Here is a 20,810-nt window from a genome sequence, read left to right on the forward strand (position 1 = left end):
ATGGGTTTGCTCAGTCTGTGGCAGACTTCACATTTTCAATCGTTACCGGTAACATGTTACCGGTAACGTGTTAGATTAGAACCCATCAACAGCTGGTTTTTTGAAAAGTGGGACAGAGGTCAAATTATGGCGGGTAAGTGCATTATCGTGATGGGTGTGTGTGGTAGCGGCAAATCCAGCGTGGGTCTGAAAGTGGCCGAAGCGCTGGGCGCCAAGTTCATCGATGGTGATGACCTGCACCCCAAGGCCAACATCCAGAAGATGGCTGGCGGCAACCCCCTCAACGATGAGGATCGTGCCCCCTGGCTGGAGCGGATCCGCGACGCCGCCTACAGTCTCGAGCAGAAGAACGAGACCGGCATCATTGTCTGTTCCGCCCTCAAAAAGAAGTACCGCGACCAGATCCGCGAAGGCAACGAGTCGGTCAGCTTCATCTTCCTCGATGGCAGCCAGCCGCTGATCCTCGAGCGGATGCGTGCCCGCAAGGGCCACTTCATGCGTGAAAGCATGGTACAAAGTCAGTTCGATACCCTGGAGCGCCCGGATGGCGAAGCCGGTGTATTCCACATTGATATAGACGGCACCTTCGAACAGGTGGTTGACCGCGCCGTCACAGCATTGGAGCAAGCCCAATGATTCATCAGGTAATTTCCGACGTCACCGCCCGCATCCGCGAGCGCAGTGTCGCCCGTCGTCAGGCATTTCTGGCCCGCATCCAGCGTCAGGCAGAGCAGGGCAAAACCCGCGCCGCGCTGGCCTGCGGCAACCTGGCCCACGCCGTGGCCGCCTGCAGCAGTGACGAGAAGGGTCGCATTCTCGATATGACCCGCGCCAACGTCGGCATCGTCACCGCCTACAACGATATGTTGAGCGCACACCAGCCCTATCAGGGCTATCCGGATCAGATCAAGACGGTGCTGGCCGAGCTGGGCCACAGTGCCCAGGTCGCTGGCGGCGTGCCCGCCATGTGCGACGGTGTGACTCAGGGTCAGCCGGGGATGGACATGTCCCTCTTCTCCCGCGACCTGATCGCCCAGGCGACCGCGCTCTCTCTTTCTCACAACACCTTCGATGCGACCCTGCTGCTCGGCATCTGCGACAAGATCGCTCCGGGTCAGATCATGGGGGCCCTCTCCCACGCTCACCTGCCGACTGCATTCGTACCGGCGGGCCCCATGGCGAGCGGCATCAGCAATGACGAGAAGGTGAAGGTGCGTCAGAAGTATGCCGCCGGTGAAGTGGGTCGCGATGCCCTGCTGGAGATGGAGTGCGGCGCCTACCACGCGGCAGGCACCTGCACCTTCTACGGCACCGCCAACACCAACCAGCTGGTATTCGAGGCCATGGGCCTGATGCTGCCGGGCTCTGCTTTTGTTCATCCCCATAGCGAGCTGCGCCGCGCCCTGACCGCCGAAGCGGCCCGCCGCATCAGCGTCATGATCCCGGGTTCCCCGGCCTATCGCCCGTTGAGCGAGGTGCTGGATGAGCGCTCGCTGGTCAACGGTCTGGTAGCCCTGCTCGCCTCCGGCGGCAGTACCAACCACAGCATCCACATGGTGGCGCTGGCCCGCGCCGCCGGTCTGGTACTGACCTGGGATGACATCAGCGATCTCTCCGACGTGGTGCCGCTGCTGGTTCGCATGTACCCCAACGGCCCGGCCGACGTGAACGCCTTCGAACAGGCGGGCGGCGTGCCCGGCCTGATGCGTCGTCTGGCCGAAGAGGGGCTGATCCACATGGATGCCACTCCGGTCTTTGGCGAGATGCAGGATTACCTCAGTCGTCCGGCACTGGTCGATGGCCAGCTGGTATGGCAGCCGGTGGGCGAGAGCGGCGATGCGAGCGTGTTGTCACCTTCCGGAAGCGTATTCCAGGCCACTGGCGGCACCAAGCTGCTGGCGGGCAATCTGGGCCGCGCCGTGGTCAAGGTCTCCGCCGTGGCTCCCGAGTATCGGGTTATCGAAGCGCCAGCGCGGGTCTTCTCCTCCCAGCATGCGGTGGAAGCGGCCTACAAGGCGGGCGATCTCAATCAGGACGCCGTGATCGTGGTGCGCCACAATGGCCCGGCCGCCAACGGCATGCCGGAGCTGCACAAGCTGATGCCGGTGCTCGGCAACCTGCAGAAGGCGGGTTACAAGGTGGCGCTGGTCACCGATGGCCGTCTCTCCGGCGCCTCCGGCAAGATCCCGGCCGCCATCCACGTCACCCCGGAAGCGCTGCACGGCGGGGCCATCGGCCTGCTTGCTGACGGTGACCTACTGCGGGTTGATGCGGTAAATGGCAGCCTCGACTGCCTGACCGATTTGAGTGGCCGTACCCAGGCCGAGATTGACCTCACTCTGGAACAAGAGGGGTGGGGCCGTGAACTGTTCAGCGTGATGCGTCGCGCGGTATCGAGCGCCGAGTGTGGCGCTACCATCTTTGACTAAGGAAGAGCTATGCAGAACTGGAAAGTGACCCCGGCCGAGGTGTTTGCCGCCTCCCCGCTGGTACCCGTGATGGTTATCAACGAGCTGGATCAGGCCCTGCCGATGGCCAAGGCGCTGCTCGACGGCGGCATCTCCGTTTTCGAAATCACCCTGCGCACCCCGGTGGCCCTCGATGCCATCGCCCTCATCGCCAAGGCGATGCCGGATGCCATGGTCGGTGCCGGTACCGTGCTCAACTGCGAGCAGTTTGACGCAGCCGTCGCTGCCGGTGCCCGCTTCGTCATCTCCCCGGGCATGACCCCGGCCCTGCTGGCCCACGCGGCCAAGAGCACTGCACCGCTGATCCCGGGTGTGGCAACTCCGTCTGAAGTGATGCAGGCGCTGGAAGCGGGCTATGACCATCTGAAGTTTTTCCCGGCCGAAGCGAACGGCGGCACCAAGGCGCTCTCCGCCATTGCCGCGCCGCTGCCCCAGGTGAAGTTCTGCCCGACCGGCGGTATCGGCCCGAAAAACGTGGCCGACTATCTGGCGCTCAAGTGCGTTGCCACCGTCGGCGGCTCCTGGATGCTGCCGGCCGATGCGGTCAAGAGCGGCAACTGGGAAGAGGTGACCCGCCTCTCCCGCGAAGCGGTTGAGCTGGTTAAACGCTAAGCCTCAGTTGTGCAGAAAACCAAACAGGCCACCCTCGGGTGGCCTGTTTGCTATCAGCGTGACTTAAGTGGGTGAGGGAAGGGATTACCCCAGACTCTCCCCGACATAGAGGGAGAAGCCGATATCCTTGCGGGTGTCGGGTTGGGATTGTCCGCTGAGACGCGCCAGCAGCATGGTGGCCGCCTCCCGACCGATCGCTTCCCGCGGGGTGGCGATACTGGCCAGTTTGGGGGTCATGGCGTGGCCAATGTCGAGGGCGTTGCAACCGGCGATGGCGATCTGCTGGGGCACCGGGATCCACTTGGCCTGACACTGCAACAGGGCGCCCACCGCCAGGTCATCGTTGGTGCAGAACAGGCCGTCGAGGTCGGGATAGCGTACCAGCGCCTGATCCAGCAGCTCGCCCCCCAGAGTGAAGCTGGAGGATTGTTCGGTCAGCAGATGCTGGCCGGTGAGGCCGAAGTCGGTCATCGCCTGATAGTAACCCTCCATCCGCAGCTGGGTACGCACGTCGAGCCGCGCCCCCAGATAGACCACCTTGCGTCGGCCCCGGCGCAGCATCTCTGTTACCATGGCCCGGGCCGCGGCTCTATGGTCCATGCCGACCACCATGTCGATGGGGGTTTGCGGCAGATCCATGGTCTCCACCACCGGAATGCCGGCGGTGGCGATCATTTTGCGGGTGCGTTCGGTGTGCTGGCTGTCGGAGAGGATGAGGCCATCCACATGGTAGGAGAGCAGGGACGCGACCTGCTCCTCTTCCCGCTCCGGGCTGTAGCCGTAGTGGGCCAGCAGGGTCTGGTAACCGGCCGGTCGGGTCACTGACTCGATGCCGTGGATCACCGCCGAGAAAACCTGGTTGGAGAGGGAGGGGATCAGGATGCCGATCGCCTTGCTGGTCGCGTTGGAGAGAATATCCGGCGCCCGGTTGGGGATATAACCCAGCTCTTCCACCACAGCCGCGATCCGCTCGCGGGTCCCCTCCGCTACGGTCTGCGGGTCGCGCAGATAGCGGCTGACAGTCATCTTGGTCACGCCGGTCTGGTCGGCGATATCTTGCAGGGTGGGGCGGCGCTTGCGGGTGGGGCTCATAGGGGTGTCCAGCGTGGATGTTACATGTAACATTACCGTTTTTGGCGGATAAAGTCAGCATATGAAGCCGTTTTTGCAGGAGTTTTCCGATGATCAGAGGCAAGCAGTTCGTGGATGTCCGGTTCGAGCAACAGGATGTGGAGGGGGAGCAGTTCTCGGAGTGCCGCTTTATCGGCTGCAACTTCTCCTGGCTGGATTTGAGCGATAGCCGCTTCATCGACTGCAGCTTCTACGATCGGGAGAGTGAACGGGGCTGCCTGTTGCAGGGTTGCGATCTGCGCGAGGCCAGCTTCCTGCGCTGCGATCTCACCATGGCCGATTGCAGCCGCAGCCAGTGTCTGGGGTTGGAGATGCGCGACTGTCAGGCGGTCGGCATCAACTTCGGCCACGCCAGCTTTGCCAACCAGATCACCGCCAAAAGCTACTTCTGTGAGGCCCATCTGACCGGCAACAACTTCAGCTACGCCAGCTTCGAGGGCTGTCTGCTGGAGAAGTGCGAGCTGACCGGCAACCGCTGGCAGGGGGCCAACCTGTTTGGTGCCTCGCTGGCGGGTTCCGATCTCAGCGGCTCCGAGTTTGGCCAGATTGACTGGACCAGCTTCAAGCTGCAGGGTTGCGATCTGCGCCAGTGCGATCTGCCGGGGCTGGATCTGCGCCGGGTCGATCTGCAGGGAGTACAGATCAACGAGGATCAGCAGCAGACCTTGCTGGAGCAGATCGGTCTGGTTGTCTTCCCCTGAGCCGAGCGAAAAATTAGGTAATTTTTCATCAAATTAGGCCGACAGTGGGTAGGGCGCTCCTGAAACGACAAAAGCCTGCGTGATGCAGGCTTTTGCTAGTGAGTGTGTGACGCGTTTGTCGGCCGGGTTGACTCAACCCTTGGCCAGCCATTTGGTCGGGTTGATCGCCTCGCCCTGATAGCGAATTTCGAAGTAGAGGCCCGGTCTGTCCTGACCGCCACTGTCACCGACCAGCGCCACCGGCTCACCCTGTTCCACGTTCTGGCCAACTTGGCGCAGCAGCGACTGATTGTGACCGTAGAGGCTCATATAGCCCTTACCGTGATCGATTACCAGCAGCATACCGAAGCCATCGAGCCAGTCGGCATAGACCACTTGCCCCGGTGCGACCGCCTTGACCTGGGTTCCTTCGCTGGCGCCGATCAGGGTGCCTTTCCACTTGAGCTGGGCGGTGCGCGGCGAACCGTAGGAGATGAGGATTGGCCCCTGTACCGGCCAGCGCAGGCTGCCATTGGTCTTGAGGCCGCTGTAGTGACCGGCACTGCTGATGCCCGAGCCACGCTCCGGTTTGCTGCTGGCTACCTCTTCAACCGGTTCTGCCGGTTTGACGGTTTTATTCTGCTGGGCGGCGAGTCGTTGCTGCTCGGCGCGGCGCTGTTCGGCCAGCTTGCGCTGACGCTCCTGCTCCGCTTTCAGCTTGGCCAGCCGTTCCCGCTCGGCCCGTTCACGGCGCTCCTGCTCTTCCCGCTTGCGGCGCAGCTCTTCCAGCCGGGCTTTCAGCGCTTTCTCCGCCTTGACCAACTTGGTGAGCTTCTGCTCGTCATCCTGTACCGACTGCTGCAACTGGTTGCGCACCTTGGCCCGGCTCTGCTGGCTGGCCAGCAGGGTCTGGTGATGCTCCTGCTGTTCGGCAAGCAGGGTCTGCAGTCTGGTCTCGGTCTCTTTGGTTGCCTGCTGGTTTTTCGCCAGCTTGTCGCGGGTGGCGCGCAGGGCGTCGATGGCCTCGATGCGGGCCTTGTTGAGGTAGTCGTAGTAGTCGAGTGAGCGGCTCAGTTTGGCCGGATCCTGCTGATTGAGCAGCAGTTTGAGGTAGTCGTGGTTGCCCGCCTGAAAGGCGCTCTCCGCCTGTTTGGCCAGCAACTGCTTTTGATGTTTGGCTTGAACTTCCAGCGCCAGCTTGTCTTTTTGCAGGGTCGCCAGCGTCTGCTGGTTCTGCTTCAACTGCTGCCTGGTCTGGTTGAGTTTGGCGGCGGCGGCCGAGATGGCCTGCTCGTCAGCCTTGAGCTGGGTATTGAGCTTGGCAAGCTCCTGCTTGCTGAGCTTGATGGTCTTCTGTTGCTCTTTGATCTGGGACTGCATGGTCCCCAGCTGCTGATTGGCGGCCAAAGCCGGTTTGCTGGCGCCAAACGACAGACAAAAAAACAGCGCGCCGGCCAACAGGCCGACGCGACTGGTTTTCTGTGAAATAACTTCGCATCCCCGCATGGGGAAGGATTATTTCAGAATCATCAGGGGCTTGCCAGTCATTTCCGGCGGCACCGGCAGACCCATCAGGGTCAGCATGGTGGGGGCCAGATCGGACAGTTTGCCACCTTCAACCACCTCGGCTTTGCGACCGAAATAGATGAGCGGAACCGGCAGATTGGTGTGGGCGGTGTGGGCCTGACCAGTCTCTTCGTCCAGCATCTTCTCGGCGTTGCCGTGGTCGGCAGTGATCAGGCACTCGCCACCCACTTCGGCCAGGGCGTCGGTCACGCGGCCGATGCAGTGGTCAACGGCTTCACAGGCTTTGACGGCGGCATCGAACACACCGGTGTGACCAACCATGTCGCCATTCGGGTAGTTACAGATGATGACGTCGTACTTGCCGCTCTTGATGGCCGCAACCAGCTTGTCGGTCAGCTCTTCGGAGCTCATCTCCGGCTGCAGATCATAAGTTGCAACTTTCGGGCTGGCCACGATCTCGCGATCTTCGCCGGTGAAGCAGGACTCTTCGCCACCGTTGAAGAAGAAGGTGACGTGAGCATACTTCTCGGTTTCGGAGATGCGCAGCTGGGTCTTGCCCTGCTTGGCCAGCCACTCACCCAGGGTGTTGACCAGAGCGGTCGGCGGGTAGGCACAGGCGGTTTTGATGTCGGCCGCGTATTCGGTCAGCATCACGAAGTTCAGCTTCGGCTCGACTGCACGGGCGAAGCCGGTGAAGTCGGTGTCAACGAAGGCGCGGGTGATTTCACGGGCACGGTCGGCACGGAAGTTCATGAAAATCAGCGCATCGCCATCTTCCATCGGGGCAGCTTCGCCGATGCGGGTGGCTTTGACGAACTCGTCGTTCTCGTCGCGAGCATAAGCGGCAGCCAGTGCTTCGGTGGCGCTCTCGGCGGTGAACTCGCCCTTGCCCTGGGTCATCAGGTCATAGGCTTGCTGCACGCGATCCCAGCGGTTGTCACGGTCCATGGCGAAGTAACGGCCGATCATGGAGGCGAAACGACCCTTGCCCAGCTTGGCGAACAGGGCATCGAACAGCTCGATGGAGGACTGGGCGGAGCGCGGCGGAACGTCGCGGCCATCCAGGAAGGCGTGCAGGTAGATCTTCTCGGCGCCACGCTTGGCTGCCATTTCGATCATGCCCATGATGTGCTCTTCGTGGCTGTGTACGCCACCCGGGGACATCAGGCCCATGATGTGAACGGCTTTGCCGTTGGTCACGGCAGCGTCAACAGCCTTGGCCAGCTCGACGTTCTGGAAGAATTCACCGTCCTGGATGTCTTTGGAGATGCGGGTCAGCTCCTGATAGACGATGCGACCGGCACCGATGTTGACGTGGCCCACTTCGGAGTTGCCCATCTGGCCATCCGGCAGACCGACGTCCAGACCGGAGCCGGAGATCAGGGTGCTGGTGTAGTCACGGGCCAGACGGTCGAGGTTGGGAGTCTTGGCGGCAGCGACGGCGTTGTGCTCTTGCTTGGTGCTGTAGCCCCAACCGTCCATGATGACCAGAACCAAAGGTTTCTTAGCTGTTGACATAAGACTATGTCCTCTCGGATTGGAAAAAATGCGGGAAATGAAACTAGCGTAATATTACTACATCTGCCGAAATAGTCACCTGATAGCCAAGGGGCGCTCCCGTGGCCCCGCAAGCCACGCCTTTCCTGCCATGCTCGCAGCCCAATGATGATGGGAGCATGCTCGCGCTTTGCCGCCAAGATGGCTGATCTTATCAATACCCCCATGTATACTCGGGCCCTTGTCTTGGTCCCTGGATAGTAGAAGATGCAAGAGTATTTGGATTTTGCGGCCCGTAACCCGCTGCTGACCGCAGCCTGGTTGGGTCTGGCTGGCACCCTGGTTTACACCACTGTGCGTGCCCGTTTGTCCCCGGTAAAAACCGTCAACAACCACACCGCGACCCTGCTGATCAACCGCGAGAATGCCACCGTGGTGGATATTCGCAGTCAGGAAGAGTATGCCAAGGGCCATCTGGCCGGTGCCCAGCACCTGCCGCTGACTCAGATCCAGAGCAATAATCTGGGCCCGGTTGAAAAGCATAAAGATGCCCCCATCATAGTGGTGTGCGAGTCGGGAATGACTGCGGGCGGCGCGGGCCGTCAGCTGAGCAAAGCTGGCTTCAAGCAGGTTTACGTGCTCGGCGGTGGCATGGCCCAATGGCGTGCAGAAAATCTGCCGGTAACCAAGAAACGCTGATTTAAGCAGGGCCTGAGCCCACTTATCCATATAACAAGGAATCAAACGAAATGGCTGACGAGATCAACAACCAGGAAGTACAACCGGAATTCCACATCCAGCGTGTTTACACCAAGGATGTCTCTTTCGAAGCGCCGAACACCCCGCACATCTTCCAGAAAGAGTGGCAGCCGGACGTCAAGCTGGATATGGATACCAAGACCAACATCCTGGCTGAGAACGTGTATGAGGTTGTCCTGACCCTGACCGTAACCTGCAAACTGGAAACCGAAACCGCCTTCCTGTGCGAAGTACAGCAAGCTGGTATCTTCACCATCGGTAACCTGCCGGAGCCGCAACTGGCTCACTGCCTGGCTGCCTTCTGCCCGAACATCCTGTTCCCATATGCCCGCGAAGCCGTGGCCAACATGGTGAGCAAGGGTTCCTTCCCGCAGCTGAACCTGGCACCGGTCAACTTCGATGCCCTGTTTGCCCAGCACATGGCGCAAGCACAGGCCCAGCAGGCGACTGCGGAAGCCTGATAATGGCTGACCAGATCGCTATCTCGGTCTTGGGGGCGGGGTCTTATGGCTCCGCCCTTGCCATTTCTCTGGCGCGCAACGGTCATCCGACCCTGCTGTGGGGTCACGACCCTGCTCATGTCGCCGAGCTGGAACAAGACCGCTGCAACAAGGCTTTTCTGCCTGATGTCCCTTTTCCTGCAGATCTGCAGCTAACTGCGGATCTGCAACATGCGGTACAGGCTGCCCCCGTGCTGCTGCTGGTCGTGCCGAGCCATGTATTTGGCGATGTGCTGACCCGGATCAAGCCCTTCTTGCGCCCCGATACCCGTATCGCCTGGGCCACCAAGGGTCTGGAGCCGGACAGTGGCCGTCTGCTGCAGGATGTGGCTCGTGAAGTGCTGGGTGACGAGATGCCGCTGGCGGTCATCTCCGGCCCCACCTTCGCCAAGGAGCTGGCTGCCGGTTTGCCGACCGCCATCTCGGTCGCCTCGACTCACGACGAGTTCGCCGACGATCTCTCCCACCTGCTGCACTGTGGCCGCTCGTTCCGGGTCTATACCAATCCGGACTTCGTCGGTCTACAGCTGGGTGGGGCGGTGAAGAACGTCATCGCCATCGGTGCCGGTCTCTCCGACGGGCTCGGGTTTGGCGCCAATGCCAGAACCGCGCTCATCACCCGGGGTCTGGTGGAGATGCAGCGTCTGGGTGCGGCGCTGGGTGCCGATGCCAAAACCTTTATGGGGATGGCGGGGCTCGGGGATCTGGTGCTCACATGTACCGACAACCAGTCGCGCAACCGTCGCTTCGGGCTGGCCCTCGGGGCTGGCAAGGATGTGAACACCGCCATGACCGAGATCGGTCAGGTGGTGGAGGGGTATCGCAACACCAAAGAGGTGCATCTGCTGGCGGCCCGCTGCGGCGTCGAGATGCCCATCTGCGAGCAGATCTTCAAGGTGCTCTACGAGGGTAAGAACCCGAAAGAGGCGGCCATCGCCCTGCTGTCGCGAGACAAGAAGGACGAGTAATCTGCCAATTGCCCATGCAAAAGGCCCCGCCAGATGGCGGGGCCTTTTCTTTGCTGCAAGGGCTGCAAATCAGTAGTAGGAGTGGTCGCCGCGCTGGTGCTCGGTGGCATCTTTCACACCGTTGAGCTCGCTAGGGAACTTCTCCAGCAGTTGCTTCTCGATCCCCTCTTTCAGGGTGTAATCGACCATGGAGCAACCGTTGCAACCGCCGCCAAACTGCAGGATGGCCAGTTTGTCTTCAGTCAGCTCGACTAGGGTTACCTTGCCACCGTGACCGGCCAGCATGGGGTTCACTTCGGACATCAACACGTATTCGATGCGCTCGATTAGCGGCGCGTCATCGGCCACTTTACGCATCTTGGCGTTCGGTGCTTTCAGGGTGAGCTGGGAGCCCATCTGATCGGTCACGAAGTCGATGGTGGCATCCACCAGGAAGGGGGCGCTCAGGGGATCGACCATGCAGTCGAAGCCGCTGAAGGGCAGATGTTGATCTTCCGGGTCCACGGCATCGGGCGGGCAATACGATACGCCACACTCGGCATTCTGGGTTCCCGGATTGACCACAAACACCCGGATATTGGTGCCATCAGGCTGTTTTTCCAGCAGTTTACGGAAATGGGCCTGGGCGGCGTCGGAAATGCTGATCATCACTATCCTCATAAACCTGAGTGTACGACTAGGGTATTCATGATAACGCGGTTATTAATGCTTGGGTAGCATGCCGATGGCTACTTGTTGTGCCGCAGGGTACGACAGATCGCCCACACTTCCACCTTTGTGATGCCGCTCTCATGGAGCAAACGGCTGAGCTGCCCAGCGGTGGCGCCTGTGGTCACGACGTCATCGAGCAGGGCGACATGACGGTATTGGTGGGAGCGGATCCGGAATGCCCCGCGCAGATTGCGCCGCCGCTGCCCGGCGCTCAGGGTTGTTTGTTGCGGGGTCGCCTTGATGCGTTGCAACAGAGTGTTGTCGCAGGGAATACCGGTGAACTCGCCAAGGGCTTGTGCGATCTCCTCCGCCTGATTGAACCCGCGCCGCCACTGCCGCCACCAGTGCAGGGGAACCGGAATGATCGCCTCCGGCGGCTCGCGGCTATCCAGATGATCGGCCAAGAGGCGTGCCAGTAGCGGCGCCAGCAGGATCTGGCCGGAATATTTGAGCCGGGGGATCAGCATGGGGTAGGGAGCCTGGTAGTCGCCGATCACCTGCAACCGCTCCCAGGGGGGAGGTCTGCGCTGGCAGCGGCCGCAGACCGGTATGCTCTCTTCTATATAGTCAGCCAGCGGTGCTGCGCAGAGGCGGCATCTCGGCTGTGGCTGGTGTAGCGCCTGCCGACACCAGCTGCAGAGCAGGGGCTCGTTGTCGCAAGGCTGATGGCAGAGCAGGCAGCTCCCTTGCCAGTCACCGTGGCTGCCGAGCAGCGGGCTTGCTTTAGCGAGCAGTCGCTTTAACATGCTGACCCCAAGAGCATGAACAGGGATCTTGAGTCTAGATGAGCATATCGGTAGAGCAGTTTGGCCAGGGGCCCGATCTGGTGCTGTTGCACGGTTGGGGGATGAACGGCGCGGTCTGGCATGGTGTTGCCCAACAGTTGGCGTCCCACTATCGGGTTCATCTGGTAGATTTGCCCGGCTTTGGCAACAGCCCGCTGGCAGACGAGGTGGATTACAGCCTGCCCTGGCTTGCCGAGCAGGTGGTCGCCATCTTGCCGCAGAAGTGTCATCTGCTTGGCTGGTCGCTCGGCGGTCTGGTGGCAAGCCAGTTGGCGCTGACGCATCCCGATCGGCTGCACTCCCTGATCACCGTGGCCAGCTCCCCCTGTTTCATGGCCCGTGATGAGTGGCCGGGGATCGCTCCCAAGGTACTGACCGGTTTCAACCAGATGCTGGCGGGGGATTTTCGCCAGACCATAGAGCGCTTTCTGGCGATCCAGGCTATGGGCAGCGAACATGCCCGGGATGATATCCGTCAGTTGCGCCACTGGCTGGCCGAGCGCCCGGCGCCCCAGTTTGCCGCACTCGAGGCCGGATTGACGCTGTTGGCCGAGATTGACCTGCGCGAACCGCTGCGGGAGCTGGATCTGTCCTGGTTGCGGATCTATGGCCGACTGGATTCATTGGTGCCCAAGGCGGCCATTCCTATGCTGGATGATCTCTACCCTGCCAGCCGCAGCGTGACCCTCAATAAGGCCTCACACGCACCTTTTATCTCCCACCCTGACGAATTCATTGAAATCGTTCGAGATTTTGTTGGCTAAAAAATAGCCTGCAAGCTTCATTAATCCTCTGGTCTGGCGGATAATTAAACTGTGACCAGAGGAGTAACACCATGCGTATTGATTCTGCTTTCAACAGCGGGGTACAGGGATTTCAGCGAGCCGAGCAGATTGCCGACAAGGCATCCAATCAGATTGCCCGCCTCAACACCCCCAGCGGGGATCAGGTGCAAGTGACCGATGAGCTTGTCAATCTCAAGGTGGCCGAGCAACAGGCTGGCGCTTCCGCCAAGGTAGTGCAGACTGCCAGCGAGATGATGGGAACCCTGATCGACATCCGGGTGTGAGATGAACATCAATGTCAGTCTGCCTCCCCTTATCCCGACACAGCTGCAACCCCAGGTGGAAGCGGCGAGGACGGATAATCGCCGGGCAGAACTGATCCCGCAGGCCCGAGCGGGCCAAGCTTCCGTTGCCGAATCTGAAGTCGGCTCCCAGAAAGAGAAATCCAAAGCCGGTCAGGCCTCCAGCAATCAGACCTCCCAGAACAGCCGTGAAACCGGGCAATTAGCCCCGACAACACTGCCAGACAATCGCTTTGTTGAGGCAACTGGTGAAGAGGGTCAGCGCAAGCAGCAAGATCCCAAACAGCAGGAGCAGCAACAGCGGCAAGAGCAGCAGGTTCAGGATCTTGTCGAGCGTGACAAGGAGGTGCGAGCCCACGAACAGGCCCACCAGTCTGCGGGTGGAGAGTACGCCAGCTCACCCACCTATCAGTTTACGCAAGGGCCGGATGGCAAGCGTTATGCAACGGGTGGCGAAGTCCAGATCGATACCAGTGTAGTCCCCGGTGATCCTGCCGCCACCATCGCCAAGATGCAGCAGATCCGCGCTGCAGCGCTGGCGCCTGCCGAGCCTTCTGCGCAGGATCTGGCCGTCGCGCGCAGCGCCGCCGCCAGTGAAGCCAAGGCGCGCAAAGAGCTGATGGCCGAGCAGAGCGCAAAATCGGGCGGCGTGCTGAGTGCCTATATGGACAAGCGCAACAGCGTCATCGCGGGCCACTATCAACAGGCTGTCAGCCCGGCCTCGACCCAGTCCCTCAGTCTGCATATCTGAATCACTCTCGCCAAACTTTCAGCTGCTTTGCCTGTTTTGCAACTAACCTGAAGATCAGGCCCATTCCAATTTCACAGGAGCTGTCATGCATTTCGATGAAGTCAAAGCGGAAGATTTCACCACCTTCTCCCGTGTACCGCCCCCCCACCTGCAGATGGAGCAGTTTCTGATGCAGCTCGGGGGAGGGGGAACTGAAGGAACCAGTTTCAAGAAGAAAGTGATGCTGGCGGCTGGCTGGAGCCACACCGGCGTTGTCTCTTACGGCAAGTATCCGCAAGAGGCCTGCAAGGCATTCAATCGACTGCGGGAGGTGCTGGCCCAGCATGTAGAGCCCGAGAGCATACTTGCTGCCCTGACGCAGTGATCCTGAGCTTCGCGTGTAAAAAAGCCCCTTGTGGGGCTTTTTGCATTCAGAGGACTTCTGGAAGGTTTCGTTACTTTTTCGCTTTGGAGAGCGCCGCCGCGAAGGCGTTGCCCATGGCACCACCCACAGGGGGGCTTTGGCGCGGCTCATTTCTTGGCTTGGTGTTGCCGGCACTGCTGTTGCGCGCTTCAGCCGGCTTGCGGGCGGGTTGCCCTGCCTTTTCGTCGAGGCGCATGGTCAGGCTAATCCGCTTGCGCGGGGCGTCCACTTCCAGCACCTTTACCCGTACAATGTCGCCCGCCTTGACCACCTCACGGGGATCCTTGACGAAACGGTCGGTCAGGGAGGAGATATGCACCAGCCCGTCCTGATGAACACCGATATCGACGAAGGCACCGAAGTTGGTGACGTTGGTGACCACCCCTTCCAGCACCATCTCGGGCACCAGGTCGCTGATCTGCTCCACCCCTTCCTTGAAGGTCGCGGTTTTGAACTCGGGGCGCGGGTCGCGGCCCGGCTTGTCCAGCTCGCCGATGATGTCGGTGACGGTAGGTACGCCGAATTGCTCATCGGTATAGTCGGCCGGTTTCAGGCTGCGCAGCAGGCTGCTGTTGCCGAGCAGGCTCTCCACGGTCTGCTCCAGCTTGGCGAGGATCCGCTCCACGACCGGATAGGACTCCGGGTGTACCGCTGAGCTGTCGAGGGGATTGCTGCCGCCGCGAATGCGCAGGAAGCCGGCGCACTGTTCGAAGGCTTTGGGGCCGAGTCGGCTTACTTTCAGCAATTGCTGACGGCTCTTGAATGCGCCGTGCTCATCCCGGTAGGCGACGATGTTCTGGGCCAACGTTTGGGAGAGGCCGGAAACCCGGTTGAGCAGGGCGACCGAGGCGGTGTTCACATCCACCCCGACCGCGTTCACGCAATCCTCAACCACGGCATCCAGCCGGCGGGCCAGCTGGCTCTGGCCGACGTCGTGCTGATACTGGCCCACCCCGATACTCTTGGGATCGATTTTGACCAGTTCGGCCAGCGGGTCTTGCAGGCGGCGGGCGATGGAGACGGCGCCACGGATTGAGACGTCGAGATCCGGGAACTCCTGGGAGGCGAGTTCGGAGGCGGAGTAGACCGAGGCCCCCGCTTCGCTCACGACTATCTTCTGCGCCTTAGCGGCGGGGTAGCGCTCGAACAGGTCGCTGACCAGCCGGTCGGTCTCCCGCGAGGCGGTGCCGTTGCCGATGCTGATGAGCTCGACCTTGTGTTTCTGGCACAGCTCGCTCAGGGTCTTGAGGCTCTGATCAATCTGGCGTTTCGGTTCGAACGGATAGATGGTGGCGTGATCGACCAGCTTGCCGGTGGCATCCACAACGGCCACCTTGACCCCGGTGCGGATGCCCGGATCCAGCCCCATGGTGCAGCGCATGCCGGCCGGGGCCGCCATCAGCAGATCCTTGAGGTTCATGGCGAACACCTTGATCGCCTCCTCCTCTGCCGACTCGCGGATACGGCCGATCAGCTCGGTCTCCATCTGAAGCGACAACTTGATCTTCCAGGTCCAGCTCACCACCCCTTGCAGCCATTTGTCGGCCGGGCGGTTCTGCAGATTGAGCTTGAGGTGGTGGGCAATGATCCCTTCACAGGGACTGGCAGCCTCATCCTCACCGGTGACCAGCGCCAGATTGAGGATCCCTTCATTGCGGCCGCGCAGCATGGCCAGCACCCGGTGGGAGGGGGCCTTGTGCAGGGGTTCGTCGTGTTCGAAATAGTCCTTGAACTTGGCCCCTTCCTGCTCCTTGCCTGCCACCACGCGGGCGCGCAGGGTGGCATTTTGCCACAGGTAGTCGCGCAGCTTCTCCAGCAGGTCGGCCTGCTCGGCGAAGCGCTCCATCAGGATATAGCGGGCGCCGTCGAGGGCCGCCTTGCTGTCGGCAATGCCCTGTTCGGGATTGAGGAAGGTGGCTGCAGCTTGCTCGGGATCCTGCATCGGGTCGCTGAGCAGCAGGTTGGCAAGCGGCTCCAACCCGGCTTCGATCGCCATCTGCCCCTTGGTGCGGCGCTTGGGCTTGTAGGGGAGATAGAGGTCTTCCAGTCGGGTCTTGCTGTCGGCGCCATTCAATTCGCGGGCCAGCTCGGGGGTCAGTTTGCCCTGCTCTTCGATGGAGCGAATGATCACCTGACGGCGATCTTCCAGTTCACGCAGATAGCCGAGACGGCTCTCCAGAGTACGTAGTTGGCTGTCGTCCAGACCGCCGGTCACCTCTTTACGGTAACGGGCGATAAAGGGCACGGTCGAGCCTTCATCCAGCAGGCGCACTGCGGCCTGCACCTGCTCCGGGCGAGCATGGAGCTCACCGGCAATCTGTCTCTCTATGGTTTGCATCATGATGTTGTTGAGGGCCTCTGTGGTCGAGTCCGCGCCATCAGGCGCCAAGTGTGAGCACTATATGGGGTCGTGTTGCGGGATGCCACCCTGCGCCGGGGTCTGCACCAGTCAGACTGATAAGTCGCAGGGGAGGGCGCATATCTTGCCATTGCACCTGTGACTCAGGATGTGCCTGTGGCAAGCAGCTCACCAGTAGTCCGGCTATTTGGGGTAGCTGATCTCGTTGATATACCAGCAGACGTCACCAACTGGCGTACGGACGATGGCCTCATCACCGACCTCTTTCTTGAGCAGAGCGCGGGCCATGGGGGAGTCGATGGAGATGTAATCCTTGCGCTCGAAGATCTCGTCATAGCCGACGATGCGAAAGCGCTTGGTCTCGCCCTCATCGTTTTCCACCTCGACCCAGGCACCGAAGAAGACCTTGCCCTCCTGCGCGGGGGCATAGTCGACGATCCCCAGCTCTTCGAGGCATTTACGCAGGTAACGCACCCGCCGATCGATCTCCCGCAGCCGCTTCTTGTTGTACTGGTAGTCAGCATTTTCGCTGCGATCCCCCAGGCTGGCGGCCCATGCCACCTTCTTGGTGACCTCGGGGCGCTCCTGGCGCCAGAGGAAATCGAGCTCTTCTTTCAGCTTGTTGTAGCCTTCGCGGGTGATCAGCTTTGTCTTCATGGTGATGCGGACCTGGTCAAAGAGGGGTATTCATCGCTAACTGCTCGGGAATATTAGCTTTTGTCCTCTTGCTGTCGAGGGAAATCGTGATGGTTCGGCTGGCGCCGTTCAGGGAGTCGCTGGCCAGCGCAGTGACTTGATGGCCGTCACGCTCTCGGGACGGGTAATAACCGGTAACATATTTGTGCTTTGCTCCCGCTATATCCCCCCCTAGTATTGGGGGCAGCTAAAGAATGAAGAGGCAAAGCAATGAGTCAGCAGCAATACAAGGTCCTGGTCGTGGACGATGACCTGAAATTACGTTCCCTGTTGGAGCGCTATCTCACCGAGCAGGGATTCGTAGTGCGCGGCGTGGCCAATGGCGAGCAGGCCGATCGCTTGCTGACTCGTGAAAACTTCAGCCTGATGGTGCTCGACCTGATGTTGCCGGGGGAGGATGGGCTCTCCATCTGCCGCCGTCTGCGGGAAGCGGGTAACCAGATCCCGGTGCTGATGCTCACCGCCAAGGGGGATGAAGTGGATCGCATCGTCGGACTCGAGATGGGGGCCGATGATTATCTGCCCAAGCCGTTCAACCCACGCGAACTGCTGGCGCGGATCCGTGCCGTGCTGCGCCGCCATACCGTCGAGCTGCCGGGGGCTCCCTCTGCTGCAGAAAAGGTGGTCAACTTCGGGGCTTTTCAACTCAATCTCGCGACCCGCGAGCTGAGTCGGGATGGCGAGCCGATGGCGCTCACCAGCGGTGAATTTGCGGTGCTCAAGGTGCTGGTCAGCCATCCGCGCGAGCCGCTCTCCCGCGACAAGCTGATGAATCTGGCCCGTGGCCGTGAATACACCGCCACCGAGCGCAGCATCGACGTGCAGGTCTCTCGCCTGCGCCGCCTGCTGGAACAGGATCCGGCCCAGCCCCGCTATCTGCAGACCGTCTGGGGTCTGGGGTATGTGTTCGTGCCAGATGGTGACGGTGCATGAAAAAGGTCGGCAGCATGTTCTCACGCATGCTCTGGTTTCTGGCCGCCGTTCTGGTGGTCTATCAAGCAGTCTCCTACGTCACCTTCTACAACTATCTGCTGGCGCCAACCGTCAAGCAGATCAGTCACTTGCTGGCCAATCAGGTCAAGCTGATCTTTCCGGTCAACACTGAACAACTGGCGCTGAGTGAAGATGCCGAGGCGCTGGTCTATGTGACGACCGGTACCGATATCTATACCCAGAGCGAGGCGGTGCAGCATGGCTTCAACGAGGCCAAGCCATACCCCTATCTGGAGGAGAACATCAGCCGCGAGCTGGGTGGCCCGGCCAAGGTGCGGGTCGAGATCCAGGATCACTACATCATCTGGATCCAGCCGCCCCAGGCCAGCAAAATCTGGGTGCGGATCCCGCTGACCGAGATTGAAGATGACGATATCGAACCCCTCATCATCTATCTGAGCGTGCTGCTGGTGATCACCCTGTTTGCGGCCTGGCGCTTTGCCCGCCAGCTGGTGCGCCCGCTCGAGGATCTCGAGGCTGGTGCCGTTGCTGTTGCCAGAGGCCATTTCCCCGAGGCGCTGGGGGAGCTGGGATCACGGGAAGTGCGGCGACTGACCCGCACCTTCAACCATATGTCCCACTCCATCAAGAGCCTGATCGAAGAGCGTAACCTGATGATGGCGGGGGTTTCCCACGATCTGCGTACCCCGCTGACCCGCATCCGGCTGGCGACCGAGATGATGTCCTCTGGTGACGAGTACCTCAAGGAGAGCATCAACGCCGATATCGATGAGTCCAATGCCATCATCGATCAGTTCATCGATTACATCCGTCCGGATGAAGGCCAGGATCTGGAGCCGATCGACCTGACCCAGCTGGTGCACGATACCTTGCTGATCTACTCGGAGCAGGGACTGGAAGTTGATCTGGCGCTGCCGCAAGAGGCGGTGCGGGTGGCCTGCAATCCGGTCAGTATCCGGCGGGTGTTGAACAACCTCTCAAGCAACTCGCAGCGTTATGGGGCGAGCCGTTTGCATGCCGAGTTGAAGGACGATGGACACTGGGTGCGCTTGCGCCTTTCCGATGATGGCCCCGGCATTCCGGAGCAGGACTACTCCCGGGTGCTCAAGCCGTTTACTCAGGGTAATGTGGCGCGGACCGTTGGCGGCAGTGGCTTGGGGTTGGCTATCGTGGCCAAGATAGTCGCCCAGCACCATGGCACTATCCGGTTGGGAAGTTCGGAGCTCGGCGGCCTGCTGGTCGAGATGCGGCTGCCGAAACATCAGCCACAGGAGTGGATGGATTGAGAGAAGGGCGTATCCGTTGATACGCCCTTCTGCATGGTCAGCTCTTGGTTTCGACTGATGCTCGATAGCGTTTGCCGTACTTGAGCTGCTGGATCAGCAGGGCGGCAACGATGAGCGCCAACCCGATGGGGGTGGCCGGATGGATGGCTTCGCCGATCAGCAGATTGAGCAGCACCAGTGAGGCAAACGGCGAGATAAAGATGAGGTTGCTGATGGGGGCCGTGTTGGTGGCATGGCGCAGCGCCATCAGCCAGAGCACGAAACCGAAGCCCATTTCGAACAGTCCCACATAGATGGCTCCAGCCCATCCCTGCCAGGCGGTCATGGCAAAATCGGAGAGCAACCAGGTTGCAACGACGATAAAAGGCAGGCTGATCATAAAGCCGAGCAACAGGCTGACAATGGGATCGCCCTGATTGCGGGTGTTGAGGATCCAGTAGCTGGCCCAGATGAGGGTCGAGACCAGCGCCAGCGTCACGCCGAGGGGGCTGTCGAACTGGAGGCCGAATACATCCCCTCTGGTGGCGATCACCAGTGCGCCAAAGTAGCCGAGCACGATGGCGACGCCATCGCGCCGACGCAGCTTCTGGCCGAGGAAGGGGACGGCCAGCAGACTGAGGGTAATGGCCCAGGTGTAGTTGAGGGTCTGTGCCTGCTGGGCAGGCAACAGGTCATAGGCCTTGAATAGCAACAGGTAATAGAGAAAGGGGTTCAGCACGCCCAGAGTCAGGTAGTAGAAAGGGCGGGCCTTGATGTAGCTTCCCAGCAGCGGCAGTTTGCCCTGTTTGGCGACGACGGCTGTCAGCGTGAGAGTCGAGGTGAAGGCGGCCACAAGCAACAGTTGCACAGGTTCGAAATAGGCGAGGGAGATCTTGAAGGCTGTGGCGACCGTCGACCAGAGGGCAACGGCGCAAAGGCCATACTGATATGCTTTCTTTTGATCTTTGAGCATGGGATGTCGTTCCACTGACAGAGGCAAGCACACAGTCTACCAGTCTGCTTGTAACATTGTCGTTACCTTGGTGTTGGCAGCAGAGTGCGTTGCCGCAGGCGAGATCCATCTGTCACATAAAACTGCGCATAATCTGTTCGTTCTCCCTTGCGCAAATTTGAAAAATCCGTATAATCCCCTCCGCTTACCCATGAGGTAAGCCAGACGATATGTCTGCTGCTGAGTTTCCTGTTTACAGGAGCCAGCCATACAGTCCTCCCGATATGGGGGGAAACGTGAAAAATCACACCTCTGGCGGGAGCAATCTCGGTCGGGCGGTGTTGATTTATGTTCTTTTATCTATTGGAGCTCTGTCAATGCAGAACCAAAGAATCCGTATCCGCCTGAAGGCTTTTGATCATCGCCTGATTGATCAATCCACTGCGGAAATCGTTGAAACTGCTAAGCGCACTGGCGCGCAGGTTCGCGGTCCTATTCCGCTGCCGACTCGCAAAGAGCGCTTCACCGTCCTGATCTCCCCGCACGTCAACAAAGATGCGCGTGATCAGTACGAGATCCGCACTCACAAGCGTCTGGTAGACATCGTTGAGCCGACTGACAAGACCGTAGACGCCCTGATGCGTCTGGATCTGGCAGCTGGTGTAGACGTCCAGATCAGCCTGGGTTAATTACGGAAAGAGGTTG

At 60.5% G+C, this 20,810-nt stretch carries 22 protein-coding genes; 14 read left to right on the forward strand and 8 right to left on the reverse strand.

Annotation, left to right across the window (positions count from 1 at the left end):
• Positions 1 to 126 precede the first annotated feature (126 nt).
• The 3 genes from WBR25_RS00855 to WBR25_RS00865 are packed head-to-tail and all read left to right on the forward strand — an operon-like array spanning position 127 to position 3,080.
• Positions 127 to 636: a gluconokinase gene (locus WBR25_RS00855; protein WP_005340649.1), complete on the forward strand. Its 510-nt coding sequence runs from the start codon at positions 127 to 129 to the stop codon at positions 634 to 636.
• Positions 633 to 2,429, forward strand: coding sequence for a phosphogluconate dehydratase (gene edd / locus WBR25_RS00860; protein WP_129503072.1), 1,797 nt, complete (start codon positions 633 to 635; stop codon positions 2,427 to 2,429). The genes WBR25_RS00855 and edd overlap by 4 nt, the downstream gene beginning before the upstream one ends.
• A gap of 9 nt (positions 2,430 to 2,438) precedes the next feature.
• Positions 2,439 to 3,080, forward strand: coding sequence for a bifunctional 4-hydroxy-2-oxoglutarate aldolase/2-dehydro-3-deoxy-phosphogluconate aldolase (locus WBR25_RS00865; protein ID WP_005342660.1), 642 nt, complete (start codon positions 2,439 to 2,441; stop codon positions 3,078 to 3,080).
• Positions 3,081 to 3,164: 84 nt separating this feature from the next.
• Here WBR25_RS00865 and WBR25_RS00870 read toward each other — a convergent pair whose 3' ends face one another.
• On the reverse strand, positions 3,165 to 4,172 hold the full coding sequence (locus WBR25_RS00870) for a substrate-binding domain-containing protein (protein WP_043821541.1): 1,008 nt from the start codon (positions 4,170 to 4,172) through the stop codon (positions 3,165 to 3,167).
• An 89-nt stretch (positions 4,173 to 4,261) separates the two neighbouring features.
• On the opposite strand from WBR25_RS00870, the gene WBR25_RS00875 reads away from it, so the two are divergent.
• On the forward strand, positions 4,262 to 4,912 hold the full coding sequence (locus WBR25_RS00875) for a Qnr family pentapeptide repeat protein (protein ID WP_042059194.1): 651 nt from the start codon (positions 4,262 to 4,264) through the stop codon (positions 4,910 to 4,912).
• 132 nt (positions 4,913 to 5,044) lie between these two features.
• Here WBR25_RS00875 and envC read toward each other — a convergent pair whose 3' ends face one another.
• Both envC and gpmM read right to left on the reverse strand, forming a co-directional pair.
• Complete coding sequence (gene envC, locus WBR25_RS00880; RefSeq protein ID WP_139442305.1) at positions 5,045 to 6,397, reverse strand: murein hydrolase activator EnvC; 1,353 nt, start codon at positions 6,395 to 6,397, stop codon at positions 5,045 to 5,047.
• A 9-nt stretch (positions 6,398 to 6,406) separates the two neighbouring features.
• Entirely contained in the window at positions 6,407 to 7,936 is a 1,530-nt protein-coding gene (gene gpmM / locus WBR25_RS00885) for a 2,3-bisphosphoglycerate-independent phosphoglycerate mutase (protein ID WP_005356867.1), read from the reverse strand.
• Between the two features lie 246 nt (positions 7,937 to 8,182).
• Here gpmM and WBR25_RS00890 point away from each other — a divergent pair, with 246 nt between their 5' ends.
• Genes WBR25_RS00890 through gpsA form a run of 3 tightly spaced genes read left to right on the forward strand, consistent with a single transcriptional unit; the run spans position 8,183 to position 10,142 of the window.
• On the forward strand, positions 8,183 to 8,614 hold the full coding sequence (locus WBR25_RS00890) for a rhodanese-like domain-containing protein (RefSeq protein WP_005340640.1): 432 nt from the start codon (positions 8,183 to 8,185) through the stop codon (positions 8,612 to 8,614).
• Between the two features lie 50 nt (positions 8,615 to 8,664).
• Complete coding sequence (secB, locus tag WBR25_RS00895) at positions 8,665 to 9,135, forward strand: protein-export chaperone SecB (protein ID WP_005340639.1); 471 nt, start codon at positions 8,665 to 8,667, stop codon at positions 9,133 to 9,135.
• Between the two features lie 2 nt (positions 9,136 to 9,137).
• Positions 9,138 to 10,142 carry an NAD(P)H-dependent glycerol-3-phosphate dehydrogenase gene (gpsA, locus tag WBR25_RS00900; RefSeq protein ID WP_429121475.1) on the forward strand — a complete coding sequence of 335 codons (1,005 nt, stop codon included), beginning with the start codon at positions 9,138 to 9,140 and terminating at the stop codon, positions 10,140 to 10,142.
• 69 nt (positions 10,143 to 10,211) lie between these two features.
• Here gpsA and nfuA read toward each other — a convergent pair whose 3' ends face one another.
• Both nfuA and WBR25_RS00910 read right to left on the reverse strand, forming a co-directional pair.
• A complete protein-coding gene (gene nfuA / locus WBR25_RS00905; RefSeq protein WP_479749269.1) occupies positions 10,212 to 10,790 on the reverse strand; it encodes a Fe-S biogenesis protein NfuA in 579 nt (192 codons plus the stop codon).
• A gap of 80 nt (positions 10,791 to 10,870) precedes the next feature.
• A complete protein-coding gene (locus tag WBR25_RS00910) occupies positions 10,871 to 11,599 on the reverse strand; it encodes a ComF family protein (protein ID WP_479749270.1) in 729 nt (242 codons plus the stop codon).
• Between the two features lie 38 nt (positions 11,600 to 11,637).
• On the opposite strand from WBR25_RS00910, the gene bioH reads away from it, so the two are divergent.
• From bioH to WBR25_RS00930, 4 genes are all read left to right on the forward strand, one after another.
• Complete coding sequence (gene bioH, locus WBR25_RS00915; protein ID WP_421288056.1) at positions 11,638 to 12,402, forward strand: pimeloyl-ACP methyl ester esterase BioH; 765 nt, start codon at positions 11,638 to 11,640, stop codon at positions 12,400 to 12,402.
• Between the two features lie 71 nt (positions 12,403 to 12,473).
• Positions 12,474 to 12,707: a flagellar basal body rod C-terminal domain-containing protein gene (locus WBR25_RS00920; RefSeq protein WP_005342675.1), complete on the forward strand. Its 234-nt coding sequence runs from the start codon at positions 12,474 to 12,476 to the stop codon at positions 12,705 to 12,707.
• Position 12,708: 1 nt separating this feature from the next.
• On the forward strand, positions 12,709 to 13,476 hold the full coding sequence (locus WBR25_RS00925; RefSeq protein ID WP_201947720.1) for a putative metalloprotease CJM1_0395 family protein: 768 nt from the start codon (positions 12,709 to 12,711) through the stop codon (positions 13,474 to 13,476).
• 85 nt (positions 13,477 to 13,561) lie between these two features.
• Positions 13,562 to 13,840 carry a hypothetical protein gene (locus WBR25_RS00930; protein ID WP_201947721.1) on the forward strand — a complete coding sequence of 93 codons (279 nt, stop codon included), beginning with the start codon at positions 13,562 to 13,564 and terminating at the stop codon, positions 13,838 to 13,840.
• Between the two features lie 70 nt (positions 13,841 to 13,910).
• On the opposite strand, the gene WBR25_RS00935 is transcribed toward WBR25_RS00930, so the two are convergent.
• Positions 13,911 to 16,220 carry a Tex family protein gene (locus WBR25_RS00935; RefSeq protein ID WP_201947723.1) on the reverse strand — a complete coding sequence of 770 codons (2,310 nt, stop codon included), beginning with the start codon at positions 16,218 to 16,220 and terminating at the stop codon, positions 13,911 to 13,913.
• Between the two features lie 201 nt (positions 16,221 to 16,421).
• Positions 16,422 to 16,895, reverse strand: a complete 474-nt coding sequence (greB, locus tag WBR25_RS00940) for a transcription elongation factor GreB (protein WP_042081654.1) — start codon at positions 16,893 to 16,895, stop codon at positions 16,422 to 16,424.
• A gap of 249 nt (positions 16,896 to 17,144) precedes the next feature.
• Here greB and ompR point away from each other — a divergent pair, with 249 nt between their 5' ends.
• A complete protein-coding gene (gene ompR / locus WBR25_RS00945) occupies positions 17,145 to 17,867 on the forward strand; it encodes an osmolarity response regulator transcription factor OmpR (protein WP_005340625.1) in 723 nt (240 codons plus the stop codon).
• Positions 17,864 to 19,174, forward strand: a complete 1,311-nt coding sequence (gene envZ, locus WBR25_RS00950; RefSeq protein ID WP_139747017.1) for a two-component system sensor histidine kinase EnvZ — start codon at positions 17,864 to 17,866, stop codon at positions 19,172 to 19,174. The genes ompR and envZ overlap by 4 nt, the downstream gene beginning before the upstream one ends.
• A gap of 37 nt (positions 19,175 to 19,211) precedes the next feature.
• Here envZ and WBR25_RS00955 read toward each other — a convergent pair whose 3' ends face one another.
• Positions 19,212 to 20,126 carry a DMT family transporter gene (locus tag WBR25_RS00955; RefSeq protein WP_005355344.1) on the reverse strand — a complete coding sequence of 305 codons (915 nt, stop codon included), beginning with the start codon at positions 20,124 to 20,126 and terminating at the stop codon, positions 19,212 to 19,214.
• Positions 20,127 to 20,482: 356 nt separating this feature from the next.
• Between WBR25_RS00955 and rpsJ the strand changes: the two genes are divergently transcribed.
• Positions 20,483 to 20,794: a 30S ribosomal protein S10 gene (rpsJ, locus tag WBR25_RS00960; protein ID WP_005307944.1), complete on the forward strand. Its 312-nt coding sequence runs from the start codon at positions 20,483 to 20,485 to the stop codon at positions 20,792 to 20,794.
• The last annotated feature ends 16 nt before the right edge of the window (positions 20,795 to 20,810 follow it).

The organism is Aeromonas sp. MTB, assembly GCF_056632455.1.

Bases quoted from the DNA above. Each gene is read 5' to 3' on its own strand.
- WBR25_RS00855 (WP_005340649.1), top strand. From the start codon at position 127: ATGGCGGGTAAGTGCATTATCGTGATGGGTGTGTGTGGTAGCGGCAAA.
- edd (WP_129503072.1), top strand. From the start codon at position 633: ATGATTCATCAGGTAATTTCCGACGTCACCGCCCGCATCCGCGAGCGC.
- WBR25_RS00865 (WP_005342660.1), top strand. From the start codon at position 2,439: ATGCAGAACTGGAAAGTGACCCCGGCCGAGGTGTTTGCCGCCTCCCCG.
- WBR25_RS00870 (WP_043821541.1), bottom strand. From the start codon at position 4,172: ATGAGCCCCACCCGCAAGCGCCGCCCCACCCTGCAAGATATCGCCGAC.
- WBR25_RS00875 (WP_042059194.1), top strand. From the start codon at position 4,262: ATGATCAGAGGCAAGCAGTTCGTGGATGTCCGGTTCGAGCAACAGGAT.
- envC (WP_139442305.1), bottom strand. From the start codon at position 6,397: ATGCGGGGATGCGAAGTTATTTCACAGAAAACCAGTCGCGTCGGCCTG.
- gpmM (WP_005356867.1), bottom strand. From the start codon at position 7,936: ATGTCAACAGCTAAGAAACCTTTGGTTCTGGTCATCATGGACGGTTGG.
- WBR25_RS00890 (WP_005340640.1), top strand. From the start codon at position 8,183: ATGCAAGAGTATTTGGATTTTGCGGCCCGTAACCCGCTGCTGACCGCA.
- secB (WP_005340639.1), top strand. From the start codon at position 8,665: ATGGCTGACGAGATCAACAACCAGGAAGTACAACCGGAATTCCACATC.
- gpsA (WP_429121475.1), top strand. From the start codon at position 9,138: ATGGCTGACCAGATCGCTATCTCGGTCTTGGGGGCGGGGTCTTATGGC.
- nfuA (WP_479749269.1), bottom strand. From the start codon at position 10,790: ATGATCAGCATTTCCGACGCCGCCCAGGCCCATTTCCGTAAACTGCTG.
- WBR25_RS00910 (WP_479749270.1), bottom strand. From the start codon at position 11,599: ATGTTAAAGCGACTGCTCGCTAAAGCAAGCCCGCTGCTCGGCAGCCAC.
- bioH (WP_421288056.1), top strand. From the start codon at position 11,638: ATGAGCATATCGGTAGAGCAGTTTGGCCAGGGGCCCGATCTGGTGCTG.
- WBR25_RS00920 (WP_005342675.1), top strand. From the start codon at position 12,474: ATGCGTATTGATTCTGCTTTCAACAGCGGGGTACAGGGATTTCAGCGA.
- WBR25_RS00925 (WP_201947720.1), top strand. From the start codon at position 12,709: ATGAACATCAATGTCAGTCTGCCTCCCCTTATCCCGACACAGCTGCAA.
- WBR25_RS00930 (WP_201947721.1), top strand. From the start codon at position 13,562: ATGCATTTCGATGAAGTCAAAGCGGAAGATTTCACCACCTTCTCCCGT.
- WBR25_RS00935 (WP_201947723.1), bottom strand. From the start codon at position 16,220: ATGATGCAAACCATAGAGAGACAGATTGCCGGTGAGCTCCATGCTCGC.
- greB (WP_042081654.1), bottom strand. From the start codon at position 16,895: ATGAAGACAAAGCTGATCACCCGCGAAGGCTACAACAAGCTGAAAGAA.
- ompR (WP_005340625.1), top strand. From the start codon at position 17,145: ATGAGTCAGCAGCAATACAAGGTCCTGGTCGTGGACGATGACCTGAAA.
- envZ (WP_139747017.1), top strand. From the start codon at position 17,864: ATGAAAAAGGTCGGCAGCATGTTCTCACGCATGCTCTGGTTTCTGGCC.
- WBR25_RS00955 (WP_005355344.1), bottom strand. From the start codon at position 20,126: ATGCTCAAAGATCAAAAGAAAGCATATCAGTATGGCCTTTGCGCCGTT.
- rpsJ (WP_005307944.1), top strand. From the start codon at position 20,483: ATGCAGAACCAAAGAATCCGTATCCGCCTGAAGGCTTTTGATCATCGC.